Annotated in this window: 14 protein-coding genes; 9 read left to right on the forward strand and 5 right to left on the reverse strand. The window is 33.8% G+C overall.

The window, feature by feature from the left end; genetic code table 11:
- The first annotated feature begins 59 nt into the window (after nucleotides 1-59).
- The 3 genes from ACI9TV_RS08125 to ACI9TV_RS08135 all read left to right on the forward strand — a co-directional run bounded on the left by ACI9TV_RS08125 (nucleotide 60) and on the right by ACI9TV_RS08135 (nucleotide 2,210).
- Entirely contained in the window at nucleotides 60-305 is a 246-nt protein-coding gene (locus ACI9TV_RS08125; protein ID WP_415250276.1) for a hypothetical protein, read from the forward strand.
- 11 nt (nucleotides 306-316) lie between these two features.
- A complete protein-coding gene (locus ACI9TV_RS08130; protein WP_415250277.1) occupies nucleotides 317-1,249 on the forward strand; it encodes a hypothetical protein in 933 nt (310 codons plus the stop codon).
- A gap of 154 nt (nucleotides 1,250-1,403) precedes the next feature.
- On the forward strand, nucleotides 1,404-2,210 hold the full coding sequence (locus tag ACI9TV_RS08135) for a hypothetical protein (protein WP_415250278.1): 807 nt from the start codon (nucleotides 1,404-1,406) through the stop codon (nucleotides 2,208-2,210).
- Between the two features lie 123 nt (nucleotides 2,211-2,333).
- Here the strand turns inward: ACI9TV_RS08135 and ACI9TV_RS08140 are convergent, their stop codons facing one another.
- The 4 genes from ACI9TV_RS08140 to ACI9TV_RS08155 form a co-directional block, all read right to left on the reverse strand.
- Nucleotides 2,334-2,933, reverse strand: coding sequence for a GNAT family N-acetyltransferase (locus ACI9TV_RS08140; RefSeq protein WP_415250279.1), 600 nt, complete (start codon nucleotides 2,931-2,933; stop codon nucleotides 2,334-2,336).
- A gap of 7 nt (nucleotides 2,934-2,940) precedes the next feature.
- Nucleotides 2,941-3,123 carry a hypothetical protein gene (locus ACI9TV_RS08145; RefSeq protein WP_415250280.1) on the reverse strand — a complete coding sequence of 61 codons (183 nt, stop codon included), beginning with the start codon at nucleotides 3,121-3,123 and terminating at the stop codon, nucleotides 2,941-2,943.
- A 490-nt stretch (nucleotides 3,124-3,613) separates the two neighbouring features.
- A complete protein-coding gene (locus ACI9TV_RS08150; protein ID WP_415250281.1) occupies nucleotides 3,614-4,372 on the reverse strand; it encodes a response regulator in 759 nt (252 codons plus the stop codon).
- Nucleotides 4,365-5,426, reverse strand: coding sequence for a histidine kinase dimerization/phosphoacceptor domain -containing protein (locus tag ACI9TV_RS08155; RefSeq protein ID WP_415250282.1), 1,062 nt, complete (start codon nucleotides 5,424-5,426; stop codon nucleotides 4,365-4,367). The genes ACI9TV_RS08150 and ACI9TV_RS08155 overlap by 8 nt, the downstream gene beginning before the upstream one ends.
- Nucleotides 5,427-5,646: 220 nt before the next feature.
- On the opposite strand from ACI9TV_RS08155, the gene ACI9TV_RS08160 reads away from it, so the two are divergent.
- Nucleotides 5,647-6,627, forward strand: a complete 981-nt coding sequence (locus ACI9TV_RS08160; protein ID WP_415250283.1) for a YhdH/YhfP family quinone oxidoreductase — start codon at nucleotides 5,647-5,649, stop codon at nucleotides 6,625-6,627.
- Between the two features lie 21 nt (nucleotides 6,628-6,648).
- Here ACI9TV_RS08160 and ACI9TV_RS08165 read toward each other — a convergent pair whose 3' ends face one another.
- Nucleotides 6,649-7,650 carry a hypothetical protein gene (locus tag ACI9TV_RS08165; protein WP_415250284.1) on the reverse strand — a complete coding sequence of 334 codons (1,002 nt, stop codon included), beginning with the start codon at nucleotides 7,648-7,650 and terminating at the stop codon, nucleotides 6,649-6,651.
- A gap of 114 nt (nucleotides 7,651-7,764) precedes the next feature.
- Here ACI9TV_RS08165 and ACI9TV_RS08170 point away from each other — a divergent pair, with 114 nt between their 5' ends.
- The 5 genes from ACI9TV_RS08170 to ACI9TV_RS08190 all read left to right on the forward strand — a co-directional run.
- A complete protein-coding gene (locus tag ACI9TV_RS08170) occupies nucleotides 7,765-9,675 on the forward strand; it encodes a propionyl-CoA synthetase (RefSeq protein WP_415250285.1) in 1,911 nt (636 codons plus the stop codon).
- Between the two features lies 1 nt (nucleotide 9,676).
- Nucleotides 9,677-10,549 carry a methylisocitrate lyase gene (gene prpB / locus ACI9TV_RS08175; protein ID WP_415250286.1) on the forward strand — a complete coding sequence of 291 codons (873 nt, stop codon included), beginning with the start codon at nucleotides 9,677-9,679 and terminating at the stop codon, nucleotides 10,547-10,549.
- Nucleotides 10,550-10,561: 12 nt separating this feature from the next.
- Nucleotides 10,562-11,716 (forward strand): 2-methylcitrate synthase, encoded by a 1,155-nt coding sequence (gene prpC, locus ACI9TV_RS08180; RefSeq protein ID WP_415250287.1) that lies wholly within the window; start codon nucleotides 10,562-10,564, stop codon nucleotides 11,714-11,716.
- Between the two features lies 1 nt (nucleotide 11,717).
- Entirely contained in the window at nucleotides 11,718-14,309 is a 2,592-nt protein-coding gene (gene acnD, locus ACI9TV_RS08185) for a Fe/S-dependent 2-methylisocitrate dehydratase AcnD (protein WP_415250288.1), read from the forward strand.
- 10 nt (nucleotides 14,310-14,319) lie between these two features.
- On the forward strand, nucleotides 14,320-14,898 hold a 579-nt coding region (locus ACI9TV_RS08190), incomplete at its 3' end, for a PrpF domain-containing protein (protein WP_415250289.1).

Raw genomic sequence — 14,898 nt, forward strand, 5'->3', positions numbered from 1 at the left:
TATTTAACTTAAATAAAGCTTAATTAGTATAATAATTTGCAATAAAAAGGAAAATAGTTATGAGAAAAGAAGATATCGCAAAATTATTTAACATTACACGACAAACTTTAAGTAATTGGGAAAAAGAAAAACCAGCACTTTATAAAATAATTGAAGCAAACTTTGAAGAAAATAAAACGTATCCAGACTTAAATAATATTGAATATTTGAAAAGTGAAATGATGAAGGCTATTGATAAGTTACCTGAACATAAAACAAAAAAATTCTATCATTTAATGATGGCGGAATTAGCAGAGATGGAATAAAAAATTATTGTATGTTAAGTAATCATGAACAATGGAGATTAAGTTACAGAGAAAATAGATATATGGAATATTTGAATGAAGATGAACTAATGAATCGCACCAACGATATTTTATATAATTTATTAATAGTTGGAGAAAATGGAAAGATTTCATTTAGAAAAACAGATGATAATGATGGAAAATATTGGATGATTTTATTTACTGAATCTTTAGAAGAGTTTGTCCTTCGTTCTGAATCTAATCCAAATGAATTCGAATATGATTTTATAAAAAAAGAAAATATTATTAAACCTGATTTAGAAACCAAAGCATTAAAAGCGATAAAAGAACTTAACATAGACATGTCAAAATCTATTTATAAATTTAGCCAATATGAATACAATAAAAATGCTTTAGATTTCGGTGAAATACAAATATCGCCAGCATCAAGTTATTATGATGAAAAATTAAATGAAGCTATTCGTGATAATGAATTACAATTTGACATTATAACTCATCCATCAAAAGTAACTATAACTAATAAAAAAAATAATACTAAAGTTAAGCCACTAGGTAATATTACAAGTACATATCAATTATCAAGCGACTATTTTATACAATCATTAGCAGGAAAATATACTTACAGAGAATATGATGACTTTGAATGTGATTCATGTTTAATTATTACTGATATTTCTAGATACATAGAAAATATAAAAAAAGAAATGGCAAAACATATAAATAAATTTGAATTCTATTTTGATTATGTCGAGTATATAGATCCTCTTAAAATAAGAATGGAAGTAAGACCAAATATTATTTTTTCTAAACACTTTAAATATGCATATCAAAATGAATGTAGAATAGTAATAATACCAAAAGAAAAAACGAATAAACTTGAAAAGTTTTTAATTAAAATTGGTCCTATGCATGAGTATGCTAAATTGGTAACTATAAAACAATAACTTAAATATCATAAAACATAAGTTTTTTTTTCGAATCTCTCTATGTCAATATTTAACGAGTATATCCCGTCATAGATTATGTAAAAAGTGAAATATAACAATCTTATAAGTTGTTTTTAGTTAATATTTGATTATCAAAAATAAAAGATATTAAATGAATCCTATTTACAACAAAGACAAAATCCAAAACTCAAATCTAAAACATACTAATAAAATGTGGAAGATAGGCTTTAGTATAATAACATTGATACTAATAATAATCGTATATATTGGAATTATTGAATTTAATGATTTAACAAGAGGTAAGGAGAGTTTAAACCTTACAGTGAAAAGACTTTCACAAGAGAATCAAAACATTAAACGAAAAAGCGATATAAATGAAAGATTATTAAAAAGTAGTCAAGTAGAACTTAGAAAATTAACTCATGAAAATAGAAGATTAAAAAATAGAACATATACTTCAAGTAACAATAAAACATCTAATTATGTAAAACCAACACAAAAGAAAAGTTATACACCTGCAAAAAATTATACACAATCATATACACCTACAAATCGTAAACAAAAAACATATACACAGCCAAAAACTATAGCATCTATAAAAAAATATCAAAATTTCTCAAAAAATATAAAACTAAAATCATATTCTAAAATTACAAAAAAAAGTGATAATAGATTAGACTCAACTACTGTTATATACGGTATGTTCCATCCAAAACCATATTCAGTTATAAACCCTCATAAAAATCAAATAGCAAACATAAAATGCGGACTAAAAAATAATAGATATAAAGCAATAGATGAATGTAGTATGGAACTAGGGAATAACTTTGATAGGGTATATTTAGGAACTATGGATGCTAAAAGTATAAAAGATTTTAACTATAAAACACATATGATTGAATGTACCTATAGTAAAGAGCATGGGATAATGCACAGTTGCAAGAAGAAAATGAGTTAAATTTAATATGAAGATATATTTAAAAGAGGTAAGTGATGAAGTAATATCGTGATGAAGTAGAAAAAATCAACTTTAGAATGGATTATTAGAACCTATACCATTATTTTAGAAATGGGTTAGTATTTATGTTAGTTTCTCTAATATATCAATAAATTTAATTTGTTGATATTGTTTACAAAATTTTATCATTGATGGAATAATATCTTTTAATTCAGTAGGTTGTAATATATCATTGACCATGAATATTGTGTCACTATCATCTTCTTTAGCGACTTGAATAAAATCAAATTTTTCATAAAATTGAACTGCTTCAGGTTTACTGTCAACAATAATAGCTCTACAACCTGATGTACTTTGTTGAATAATAGCTAATAAGGTCATAAAAGTGATCAATATAGTTCCCACACCCTCATTAGCTTTTCCATCAAAAGTACAAAGTCTAGTTATTTTTAGTGCAGGTATTGAGTATTGCATAGAAGCTGGTATATCAATTTCATCTTCTATTTCTTCACGTTCAATTGTAGCGTTGGAAACAGATATATATCCCAAGTATGTATCTGCATCATCAACTAAAAAATAAGTGTTAAAAAGACCCATTTTTTGATGTGAATATGCGAACTGTCGAATATATTCCTGAAGATGCTCATTTGTACAAGAGAAAGTTTTTTTTAATTTATCATAAGAACTTCTAGAAATGGAAGATAAGCTAACAATTTTTGGCATCGAAAGCCTATCGAGTAGTAGAAATTTTTATTGCTTTACTAAAGAGAGATTGTAAACGAGCTTGCTTATGCTCAACATGCGCTTTTTGTCTTTTATTTTGAAACATAGAAAAAACTTTTTTGGCATCTCTACCCGAAAGAAGAATACCGCTTTCTTCTTTAGCATTTACATTAAGATGTTTAATTGCCATAACAATCTCCTTTTTCTGAATTAAAGTATTATATCATGTTTTACATTATGTTTTACATTATGTTTTACAATTAATTTTAAATATTTTAAGTTAAAGGATAGGTTTTATTCGAATCTCTCTCTATCCATAAAATATATTTGTACCGTTTTTTAACAAGAAGATAGGAATGCATTGTATTTATTGTTTATAGAAATGCCATAAATGCGTTATATCTCTTACTATATGCTATTCAATTTACCACTGTCGGATAAATGATAGAAAAACCTTAGCTCCCTAGTTTAGGGACTATTATCTAGGATGTACCGTTTTTCAAGAAACCCTATAAGTATTTTCCCTTTTATACCCTCTAGGGGCACTTCGTATTTCATTTTATTCCCTATCTTGCTGGATTGGAATCTTATTTTATCGTAGCTAACCTCTACTTCAATTCACTCTTCTTATTTTTATAGGTATTACACTTTAAACTTGAATTGGCGGAAAAAATTGACAGTTAAAGCCGCGCAATTTTATAACCAATATTGTTACTATTGATAATGAGATCTTTATGAAGTTTATTTCTAACTCTGAACATAAGTGATCTAAAAGCGGCTTCACCAGCCGGTTCATTTGCCCATATACTGTGCTCAATTTGTTCTCGGGATACAAAATTACCCTTTTGTTGACAAAGAAGAGCCATTAGATCTCTCTCTTTCACTGTAAGACTTACCAATTTTCCTTTTAAATGGAGGGCTTTTTTTTCTATGTAAAAGACATATCCATACTTAAGCGTAATAAATGTTAGTTTTTCCTCTTTGCTCTCTTGTAGTGTATGCTCAAGTGTTTTTGCTATATTCTCTACGCTATTTAATTGTTCTTTAGTTTTAGCATCTAAACTGGATTTTTGAAGTGCCAACTCAATGTTGGCATGAAGTTCTCTTTCTTTTACGGGTTTAATTAAATACCCATACGCATAAGCGGAAGCTGCTTTTTTAATCGTAGATAGTTCTGAATTTGCCGTAAGAAATATAATGGGCGTGTCGGGAATAATAGTTTTTAATTCTTTAGCCAATTCTATACCGGTTACTGTACCTTTGAGATAAATATCCATCAGCACTAGATCAGGTCGAATCCCTTTGTCCAATAGTGCTAAAGTTTTAGATCTACTTGGAGCGATTCCAGAAATTTCGTAGCCTAATTCAATAAGCACTTCTTTTAAATTCATTGCAATGATTGGTTCATCTTCAACAATAAGTATCTTTTTTTTAATCATTTAAATGCTCCAGATAGGGAAAAATTATTTTATATACTACTCCATTGGGACTGGTGCTATAAGAGATAGTACCTTCCAATTGATCTTCAACAATAGAATGAACTAAATTCATACCTATAGAGTTTTTCTCTATATGGTTCTGTGTAGTATCAAAGCCATCCCCATTATCTTTAATATATAGTTCTATAGAATCATTGTATTGATCTTCTTGAACTGTAAGTCTAATTGAGAAGATATTGTTTTCTTTATTAGCAAAGGCATATTTAAAAGCATTAACTGCTAGTTCATGGACAACCATACCTATTTGAATGCATTTATCAGAAGAAAAGAAGATGGGTTCTATTTCAATTTCGAGATTGACAGGATTACTATGTGCAGTACAACTTTGTTTAATGTCATGCAGTAACTTATTGATGTAGAGGGGTAAGTCTATGAAGGAAAGACTATCTCCCAAATAGAGAAACTCATGTACCAAAGCCATAGTGTGAATACGACTTCTACTCTCTTGAAGTGCATTTTTAAGGATTATATCGTCACTTCTTCTGCTTTGCATATCAAGTAGTGAGGAGATAATTTGCATGTTATTCTTAACACGGTGGTGTATTTCTTTGAGAAGCACTTCTTTTTCTTTAAGTGACTTTGTAAGTTTTGTATTGGTATGCGCATATTTTTTTCTAAAGAATCTCATCTGTGTGGTATCTCTAGCAAAAGCACAAATAGTTTGTCTTCCATGATAGATAAACCCATATCCAGTCATTTCAATGGGATAGACAGTACCATTTTTTCTTTGATGTGTTGTCTCTTCAGACCAATTTCTTGCAGTGTAAATTTTATGCATCAAATAAGGAAGTTCTGCTTTAGTAAAGTTTTTGTCGATGTCTGAGAGGTACATATCTTTAAATGCTTCCTCACTATAGCCATCCATAATACAAGTTGCCTTATTGACGTAAATAAACTTACCCTCTGTATTAAACCAATATGCACCTTCTGGAGAGTGATCTAATGCCTCTTTAAAGATGGCACACTGTTTGTCATCAAGAAAGTCTTCTTCCATTATATAACCTTAACTTATTTTAATAGATAAAATTTATTATGTAACGTTTTTACACATATACAATCTTTATATATACGTAGTTGATATATCCATAATTATACGATAATTATACGATTATTATACTTTATAATAGTTGGCTTGGCTAGTCAATGGAAGAACTTAAAGAATCCTCTAAGAGGGTCTATCTCTTTATATAGAGAAAAATACTTAAAGGTGCAAAATGAAAGCATATGTAGTAAACAAAAATGAAAATGAAAATTTTGAATCTTGTATTGAAGATTTGTCTATACCTATCATAGGTAAAGACGAAGTACTTATAAAAGCATCTTACTCATCACTTAACTTTAAAGATGCACTTAGCTCTATTGGTAATCCAGGTGTTACAAGAACTTTTCCTCATGTTACAGGTATTGATGTGGCTGGGGTGGTAGAATCTTCCAATAGTGCTAACTTTGAAGTTGGTCAGCATGTGTTGGTAACAGGATATGACTTGGGTATGAACAGTGATGGTGGACATAGTGAGTTTGTTAAAGTGCCAGCTTCATGGATAGTAAATATACCAGAGGGATTGAGCGATAAAGAGAGTATGATCTATGGTACGGCTGGTCTAACAGCTGCACTTAGTGTTGAAGAACTTTTAGCCAATGGAGTGACGCCTAAGCAGGGTCAAGTATTGGTTACGGGCGCAACAGGTGGTGTTGGGTCAATTGCTGTTGCCATCTTAAGTAAACTTGGTTTTGATGTGATTGCGCTAAGTGGCAAAGAAGAAAAGATTCCCTTTCTAAAAAGTATTGGGGCAAAAGAAGTTATTTTAAGAGATACTTTTGATGTAGATAATAAAAAGCCTATGTTAAAACCCAGATTCTCAGCAGTCATAGATACGGTGGGTGGCAAGATTTTAGCCCATGCACTTAAAGAAACAAAATACGATGGTGTTGTCACTTGTTGTGGACTAAATGCATCATATGAACTAAACACAAGTGTTTTTCCTTTTATCTTACGAGGGATAAGACTGATTGGTATAGATTCTGTTGAAATAGCATTACAAAAGAAAGAGGCTGCTTGGAAGAAGATTGCAAATGAGTTTAAAATACCTATGCTTGAAACACTCTGTAATGAGATTACGCTTGAGGAAATTAAAACTGCTTATGACATACTACTTTCAGGGAAATCCGTTGGAAGATATTTGGTAAAAATCTAGTTAAGTACTTCTATTATATATTTATACTCTAGGTTCTGAAAGTCTTTCTCTAATTGAAAGGCTGAGATTATTTTTAAATAGTGCCCCATAAGAGGTTTTTAGATTAATCTCTTCATACGCATCAATTAGGTTTTTGTTTTGTTTTAAAACAGTGATAAGTATCTGTAGTATTTTCCCTGCATCATTAGGCTTAACATGTGCAGGAGACTCTTTACTTAGTGTAAAGTGTCGATGTATTTTCTCTACTATTTCTTTATTTCTAATCTCTATAAAGAGCGATTCCAAAGGAGATTTAAAGAACATAATGTTATTTTTGATATCGACAGAAGTATACATTGTATCTAAGCCATAGATTTTTTTTGAAAATGAATCAAACAGATAAAGTCTTTTGTTGTAATTGTCATGAAATGTATCAAATAATAGTTCAAGTGTAGCTATTTTTTCTTCTTTTGTGTAGAAGTTACCGATCTCACTAAAACAGAAATTGAGTAAGGATTTTATGTCATGCCATTCGTCACTTTTGTAAGCATAATTGAGCATTTTATCTATACGTTCTTTCTTTAATACATCAATCTTATTGTTCTCTTTTTGTGCATAAAATTTTGGTGATATAACATCTCTGTAAACAGAACCAGGAAATTTAGGATGGATAACCAAACGTTGTTCAGATTCATTTTTTAAAATATATTTTAATCTACCTTCTTGGTTTTCTTCTATGATTTTGACATCTTTTGTTGGTACTGAAGTTATCATATCGAGAAACTCTTCTTTTTCACAACTTTCGTTCCATATCTCATCAGAGTACCTGAAAAATGAGGATATATGCCCTAAGATTTCCTTCTTTGGCGTTACTTTTACTTCTCTATATATCCAAGAACTAACTGTTCTTCTGTCTTTTTTTAGTATTTTGGCAAACTTTGACATACTGAGTTCTGAACGTTGATATATTTCAATCATTTTATCTATGCTATTGATATACAATGGAATATCTCCTAATGAAGTAATTGTATAGTTTTTATACATAATGTATACTGAATATGTAAAAATTATTTTTATGTATAAAAGAAATTATTATAAACATTTTTTATACTATTTGTTTATTCATAGCTGTGGTATACTTTAACAAAAGGAGAATTGATGAGCAAAATATATGATGATATATATAAAGAGTCGATTAGCAACCCTGAGAAATTTTGGGCAGAAGCTGCAACAAAAGTGCACTGGTATCACAAGTGGGATAAAGTACTTGATGTACTAGATGGACATTACCGATGGTTTGTAGGTGGGTGTATGAATACTTGTTACAATTCACTTGACTTACATGTAGACAATGGTAGGGGTAATCAAACGGCTCTCATTTATGATTCTCCAGTAACCGATACTAAAATAAAGTACACTTATAGAGAACTACGCGATAGAGTAGCAAAAACTGCTGGAATACTTGTGAACAAAGGTGTTGTTAAAGGAGATAGGGTTGTTATCTATATGCCTATGATTCCTGAAGCGGCTATTGCCATGCTTGCTTGTGCTAGAATTGGAGCTATTCACTCAGTGGTATTTGGTGGGTTTGCTGCACATGAACTTGCAACACGAATTGAGGATGCTAAACCAAAGGTTATAATGAGTGCTAGTTGTGGTATTGAAATAAGTAAAGTAATCCACTATAAACCACTCATTGATGAAGCCATTAAAAGATCAAGCCATAAGCCAACCACATGTCTTGTTTGGCAACGCCCTCAAGAACGTGCAATCATGCTACCATGGAGAGATGTTGACTGGGAAGAAGAAGAAGCAAAAACAGACCCGGTGGAATGTGTACCTGTTGATGCTATTGATCCACTCTATATTTTATATACATCAGGAACTACGGGTAAACCTAAAGGGGTTATACGTAGCAATGGTGGTCATGCTGTAGCTATGAAGTGGTCTATGGACAATATTTATGATGCAAAAGCAGGTGATGTATTTTGGGCAGCCAGTGATGTAGGTTGGGTTGTTGGACACTCGTATATTGTTTATGCACCACTTATGAATGGTTGTGCAACGGTTATGTATGAGGGTAAACCTGTACGTACACCAAATCCAGGAGCATTTTGGAGAGTATGTGAGGAGCATGGGGTTACTCATCTTTTCTCTGCACCAACAGCATTTAGAGCTATTCGTAAAGAAGATCCTGAGGGTAAATTCCTTGAAAAATATGATTTAAGTAAACTCAAAACTGTCTTTATGGCAGGTGAGAGATGCGATACTGCAACGTATGCATGGACTAAAGAGGTAACTGGTAAAGAGGTTATTGACCATTGGTGGCAAACTGAAACAGGTTGGGCAATTGCTGCTAATCCAACGGGATTGGACCCAATGGCAGTTAAAGCTGGAAGTCCTACTAAACCAATGCCTGGGTTTAACCTCCAAGCATTAGATGCTGATGGGAAGCAATGTGAACCAGGACAACTTGGTAACCTTGTCCTAAAATTACCACTACCTCCATGCTGTTTAATGGGTATCTGGAATGATGACCAGCGTTATAAAAGTTCTTACCTTAAGTTCTATGATGGATATTATCTTACAGGTGACTCAGGATACATAGACGAAGATGGTTATGTATGGGTCATGGGTCGTATGGACGGTGTAATAAACGTAGCTGGTCACCGTTTGAGTACGGGTGAAATGGAAGAAATTGTTGCAAAACACCCTGATGTTTCAGAGTGTGCTGTTATTGGCGTAGATGATGCCCTTAAAGGTGAAACACCTATGGGATTTGTGGTACTTAAAGAAGGTATCCAAAGAGACAATTGTTCTATTGTAGACGCGGTTGTACAACTTGTACGTGAAGAGATAGGTCCAGTTGCGAGTTTTAGAATAGCAACGGTGGTAGATAGATTACCTAAAACTAGAAGCGGCAAGATACTAAGAGGTACCATGAGAGACATCGCTGATGGTAAAGAGTGGAATATGCCTTCAACTATTGAAGATCAAACAGTATTACCAGAAATTACTAAGGCTATTAACGCACTTGGTTATCCAAAAACAAAACAAAAGGATTCATAACATGAGCGCAGGAAAAAAATTTAGAGAAGCATTAAAAGAGAAGGGACCATTACAAATATTAGGTGTTATTAACGCATATAGTGCTATTCAAGCAGAAGCTGCAGGAGCTAAAGCACTTTACATTTCAGGTGCAGGAGTGGCTAATGCAAGTTATGGACTACCAGATATTGGAATGACAATGCTTGAAGATGTATGTATCGATATTAGACGCATTACTGGACGTTGTGATTTGCCTCTTTTAGTAGATGCTGACACAGGTTGGGGTGGAGCATTTAACATTGCAAGAACGGTAAAAGAGATGACTAAAGCAGGTGCAGCAGGGTGTCATATTGAAGATCAAGTAGCACAAAAAAGATGTGGACACAGACCAAACAAAGAGCTTGTAAGTACAGAGGAGATGTGTGATCGTCTTCGTGCAGCAGTAGATGGTAAAACAGATCCGGACTTTGTTGTAATGGCAAGAACGGATGCACACGCAAGCGAAGGTCAAGAAGCAGCACTCGCTCGTGCTCAAGCGTATGTAGAAGCTGGAGCAGATATGATTTTTGCAGAAGCAATCCACACACTTGAAGAGTACAAAGCATTTACAGATGTAATTAAAGTACCAGTACTTGCAAATATTACTGAATTTGGCGCAACGCCTATGTTTAGCGTTGAAGAACTAGGTAATTCAGGTATAGATATGGTTCTGTACCCTCTTTCAGGATTTAGAGCTATGAATAAAGCTGCACTTGAAGTATTTACAGCGATTATGGAAAAAGGTTCACAAGAAAGCACTATACCTATTATGCAAACAAGAAAAGAATTATATAAAATGCTAGATTACTATGCATATGAAGATAAATTAGACGCACTTTTTTCGCAAAGTAAATAAAAAGGATAGACGATGAGTAATGAGATAAAATCAGGATTCAAACCTAAAAAATCAGTAGCACTATCAGGTGTTACTGCGGGGAATACTGCATTATGTACAGTAGGACGTACAGGGAATGACTTACATTACCGTGGATACAATATTTTAGAATTTGCAACCCAAGCAGAATTTGAAGAAATTGCATACTTATTAATCCATGAAAAACTACCAACTCAAGTAGAGTTGGACCTATATAAAATAAAATTACAGTCGATGAGAGATATTCCCCAAGGTGTTAAAAACATTTTAGAACAACTTCCAAAAGAGACACACCCTATGGATGTTATGAGAACAGGATGTTCGGCTCTAGGTTGTCTAGAAGCTGAGGGAGAAGATCATAATAAAGTGCAAGCACAAAATTTAGTAGATAGACTCATGGCATCATTTGGTTCCATTTTACTTTACTGGTATCACTATACACATAACAATAAACGTATAGACCTTGTAACAGATGATGAAAGTATCGGCGGACACTTTTTACACCTTCTTCATGGTGAAAAGCCACGAGATTCATGGGTAAAAGCAATGCATGTGTCTTTAATTCTTTATGCGGAGCATGAGTTTAATGCTTCTACATTTGCGGCACGTGTAATTGCGGGTACGGAATCGGATATGTACTCAGCAGTAACAGGTGCGATAGGTGCGTTACGAGGACCAAAGCATGGTGGTGCAAACGAAGCTGCATTTAGAATCCAACAACGTTATAGTTCTGCTGATGAAGCCGAAGCAGACATTATAGAGCGTATGGAAAATAAAGAAATCGTGATTGGTTTTGGACATCCTGTATATACTACAAGTGATCCTAGAAATGTTGTTATTAAAGAAGTGGCAAAAACACTTTCTCATGAGAATGGTACACCGCTTACGTACGATGTCGCATCACGGATAGAAGATGTAATGTGGGATGCTAAAAAAATGTTTCCTAACCTTGACTGGTTTTCAGCAGTATCCTATAATCAAATGAATATTCCTACTGATATGTTTACACCATTATTTATTATTTCAAGAGTAAGTGGTTGGGGTGCACATGTTATTGAACAAAGAGAAGATGGCAAAATTATACGTCCATCTGCAAATTACACAGGTCTTGAAGATTTAAAATTTATACCAATAGCGCAGAGAGGTTAAGATGACAGGTAAAAATTATTTACAAAAACTTGAAGGTACAGATTTAAAGTATTATGATGTAAGAAAAGCTGCTGAAGAGATTCAAGATGGTTCTTTTGAAAAGCTAAACTATACTTCACGTGTCTTAGCTGAAAATTTACTTCGTAAATGTCCAGCTGAGGATTTAAGAGATTCATTAGTGCAACTCATTGAAAAAAGAGACGATAAAGATTTTCCTTGGTACCCAAGTCGAGTTGTAACACACGATATTTTAGGACTCACAGCATTAGTTGATCTTGCTGGACTTCGTGAAGCTATTGCTGAAGAAGGTGGAGATCCTAAAAAGGTTAATCCGGTAGTACCTACTCAGCTTATTGTTGACCATTCTCTAGCCGTTGAGTGTGGTGGATTTGACCCAGACGCTTTTGATAAGAATAGAACCATCGAAGACAGAAGAAATGCCGATAGATTTCATTTTATTAACTGGACGAAAGTAGCATTTGATAATGTAGATGTTATCCCTCCTGGTAATGGTATTATGCACCAAATAAATCTTGAAAAAATGTCACCTGTTGTTCATTCAATTGATGGTATTGCAAGTCCGGATACACTTGTGGGAACAGATAGCCATACTCCTCATGTTGATGCATTGGGTGTCTTGGCTCTTGGTGTAGGTGGACTAGAAGCTGAAAATGTCATGCTAGGAAATCCTTCATTTATGAGAGTACCTGAGATTGTTGGTGTGAACATAAAGGGCAAAAGGTCTGAAGGTATTACTGCTACAGATATTGCCTTAGCGATGACATGTTTTTTACGTGAGAATGCTGTAATTTCTTCATATTTAGAGTTTTATGGTGAAGGTATAGAATTCTTAACACTCGGAGATAGAGCAACTATTTCTAACATGACACCTGAGTATGGTGCGAGTGCAGCAATGTTTGCAATAGATAATCAGACATTAGAGTACCTTACTCTGACTGGTAGAGCACCAGAACAAGTAAAACTGGTAGAGACATATGCAAAAGCAAATGGTCTGTGGGCTACGACTCTTAGTAATGCTACATATGCAAGAGAGTTAGAGTTTGACATTAGTACTGTGACACGTTCACTTGCTGGACCTTCTAAGCCTCATAATCTTGTACCTACAAGTACACTTCAAGCAGAAGGTATCAGTAAAGACTTTACTATTGATGGAGACAAGATGCCTGATGGTGCTATTTTAATAGCGGCTATTACATCATGTACAAATACCTCTAACCCACGTAACGTTGTTGCAGCTGGTTTATTGGCTAAAAAAGCAAATGAGCTTGGATTAGAGCGTAAACCATGGGTTAAGTCATCATTGGCACCAGGCTCTAAAGTAGTTGAAGAGTATTTAAAAGATGCTAACTTACTAGGTGAACTAGAAAAACTAGGCTTTGGTATTGTTGGGTTTGCATGTACTACATGTAATGGTATGAGTGGAGCACTTGACCCTGCTATTCAAAAAGAAGTTGTAGATAACGATATCTATACAACGGCTGTGCTTTCTGGTAACAGAAACTTTGATGGTAGAATACATCCCTATGTAAAAGAGTCATTTTTAGCTTCTCCTCCATTGGTTATTGCGTACGCACTAGCTGGTAGTATTCGTTTTGATATTGAAAAAGATTCATTGGGTACTGATAAAAATGGTAATGACATTAGGCTTAAAGATTTATGGCCAACAGATGCAGAGATTGACGCAGTGGTAAAAGCTTCTGTAAAACCAGAAATGTTTACAGAAATTTATGAGCCTATGTTTGCAAAAAGTGCTTTAGATAATATTGAAATAGATCCATTTTATAACTGGAGTTCTAAGTCAACATATATTCAAAAACCACCATATTGGGATGATGAATTTACAGGCAGACCAGCACTTAAAAACTTACGTGCATTAGGCGTGTTTCCTGATAATATCACTACAGATCACCTTTCTCCATCAAACGCGATATTGCCAGAGAGTGCATCGGGAGAGTACTGTCTTAAAATGGGATTACCTATTGATGATTTGAATTCGTATGCTACGCATAGGGGAGATCATAATACTGCTGTTCGTGCAACATTGGCTAATCCGAAACTCTTTAATGAAATGGTTAAAGATGAAAATGGTAATGTTAAACAAGGTTCATTGGCTCGTGTTGAACCTGAAGGTGAAGTTATGAGAATGTGGGAAGCAATTGAAACGTATCAAGAGCGTAAACAACCACTGATTATTATTGCAGGTATAAACTACGGACAGGGAAGTTCTCGTGATTGGGCAGCTAAAGGTGTACGACTTGCTGGTGTTGAGGTTCTTATTGCCCAAAGTATTGAGCGTATTCACCGAACGAACCTTGTTGGAATGGGTGTACTTCCTTTACAGTTTAAAGACGGAGATACAAGACATACTTACAACATTGATGGTACAGAAATATATGAGATAAGTGGTAGTATAACACCTAGATGTACACTAAACGTACTTATGACGAGAGCTGATGGTACAAGTGTAGAGATACCTGTAGTATGTAGACTTGATACGAGTGCAGAAGTTGAAGTATACAATGCTGGTGGAATCTTGCAAAAATTTGCTAAAGATTTCGTAGCACAAAAATAAGGAAGTATAAATGTCTTATACACCACAACAAGCAATCCCCGCTACGTATATGCGTGGTGGTACAAGCAAGGGTGTGTTTTTTAAAAAAGATGACCTACCAAAAGAAGCATTAGCAGATCAAGCCAAACTTGATAAGCTTTTACTTCGTGTCATTGGTAGTCCTGATCCATACAATAAACAAATTGATGGGCTAGGTAATGCCTCTTCTAGTACTAGTAAAACGGTTATTGTAAGTAAAAGTACTAAAGAAGATCATGATGTAGATTATAGGTTTGGTCAAATAGCGATAGATAAACCCTTTGTAGATTGGAGTGGTAACTGTGGTAACCTAACAGGTGCAGTAGGTTCTTTTGCAATTAAAAGTGGTTTTATTGATAAAAATAGACTTGTGGAAGATGGCATTATAGAAGTGCGTATTTGGCAGGTAAATATTCAAAAAACGATTATTGCTCATGTACCTATGGCAGGTGGTGTGGTTCGTGAAATGGGTGACTTTATCTTAGATGGTGTGGCATTTCCAGCGGCTGAGGTTAAGATAGAATTTGTTGCACCCATTGACCCTGGTGAAGCACTATTTCCTACCGGTAAT

The sequence above is a fragment of the Sulfurimonas sp. genome (genome assembly GCF_047622445.1).
Classification (GTDB): domain Bacteria; phylum Campylobacterota; class Campylobacteria; order Campylobacterales; family Sulfurimonadaceae; genus Sulfurimonas.

Excerpts from the sequence above, each read along its gene's own strand:
- prpC (WP_415250287.1), top strand. The coding sequence starts at position 10,562 with ATGAGTAATGAGATAAAATCAGGATTCAAACCTAAAAAATCAGTAGCA.
- ACI9TV_RS08170 (WP_415250285.1), top strand. The coding sequence starts at position 7,765 with ATGAGCAAAATATATGATGATATATATAAAGAGTCGATTAGCAACCCT.
- ACI9TV_RS08145 (WP_415250280.1), bottom strand. The coding sequence starts at position 3,123 with ATGGCAATTAAACATCTTAATGTAAATGCTAAAGAAGAAAGCGGTATT.
- acnD (WP_415250288.1), top strand. The coding sequence starts at position 11,718 with ATGACAGGTAAAAATTATTTACAAAAACTTGAAGGTACAGATTTAAAG.
- ACI9TV_RS08150 (WP_415250281.1), bottom strand. The coding sequence starts at position 4,372 with ATGATTAAAAAAAAGATACTTATTGTTGAAGATGAACCAATCATTGCA.
- ACI9TV_RS08125 (WP_415250276.1), top strand. The coding sequence starts at position 60 with ATGAGAAAAGAAGATATCGCAAAATTATTTAACATTACACGACAAACT.
- ACI9TV_RS08160 (WP_415250283.1), top strand. The coding sequence starts at position 5,647 with ATGAAAGCATATGTAGTAAACAAAAATGAAAATGAAAATTTTGAATCT.
- ACI9TV_RS08135 (WP_415250278.1), top strand. The coding sequence starts at position 1,404 with ATGAATCCTATTTACAACAAAGACAAAATCCAAAACTCAAATCTAAAA.
- ACI9TV_RS08165 (WP_415250284.1), bottom strand. The coding sequence starts at position 7,650 with ATGTATAAAAACTATACAATTACTTCATTAGGAGATATTCCATTGTAT.
- prpB (WP_415250286.1), top strand. The coding sequence starts at position 9,677 with ATGAGCGCAGGAAAAAAATTTAGAGAAGCATTAAAAGAGAAGGGACCA.
- ACI9TV_RS08155 (WP_415250282.1), bottom strand. The coding sequence starts at position 5,426 with ATGGAAGAAGACTTTCTTGATGACAAACAGTGTGCCATCTTTAAAGAG.
- ACI9TV_RS08130 (WP_415250277.1), top strand. The coding sequence starts at position 317 with ATGTTAAGTAATCATGAACAATGGAGATTAAGTTACAGAGAAAATAGA.
- ACI9TV_RS08140 (WP_415250279.1), bottom strand. The coding sequence starts at position 2,933 with ATGCCAAAAATTGTTAGCTTATCTTCCATTTCTAGAAGTTCTTATGAT.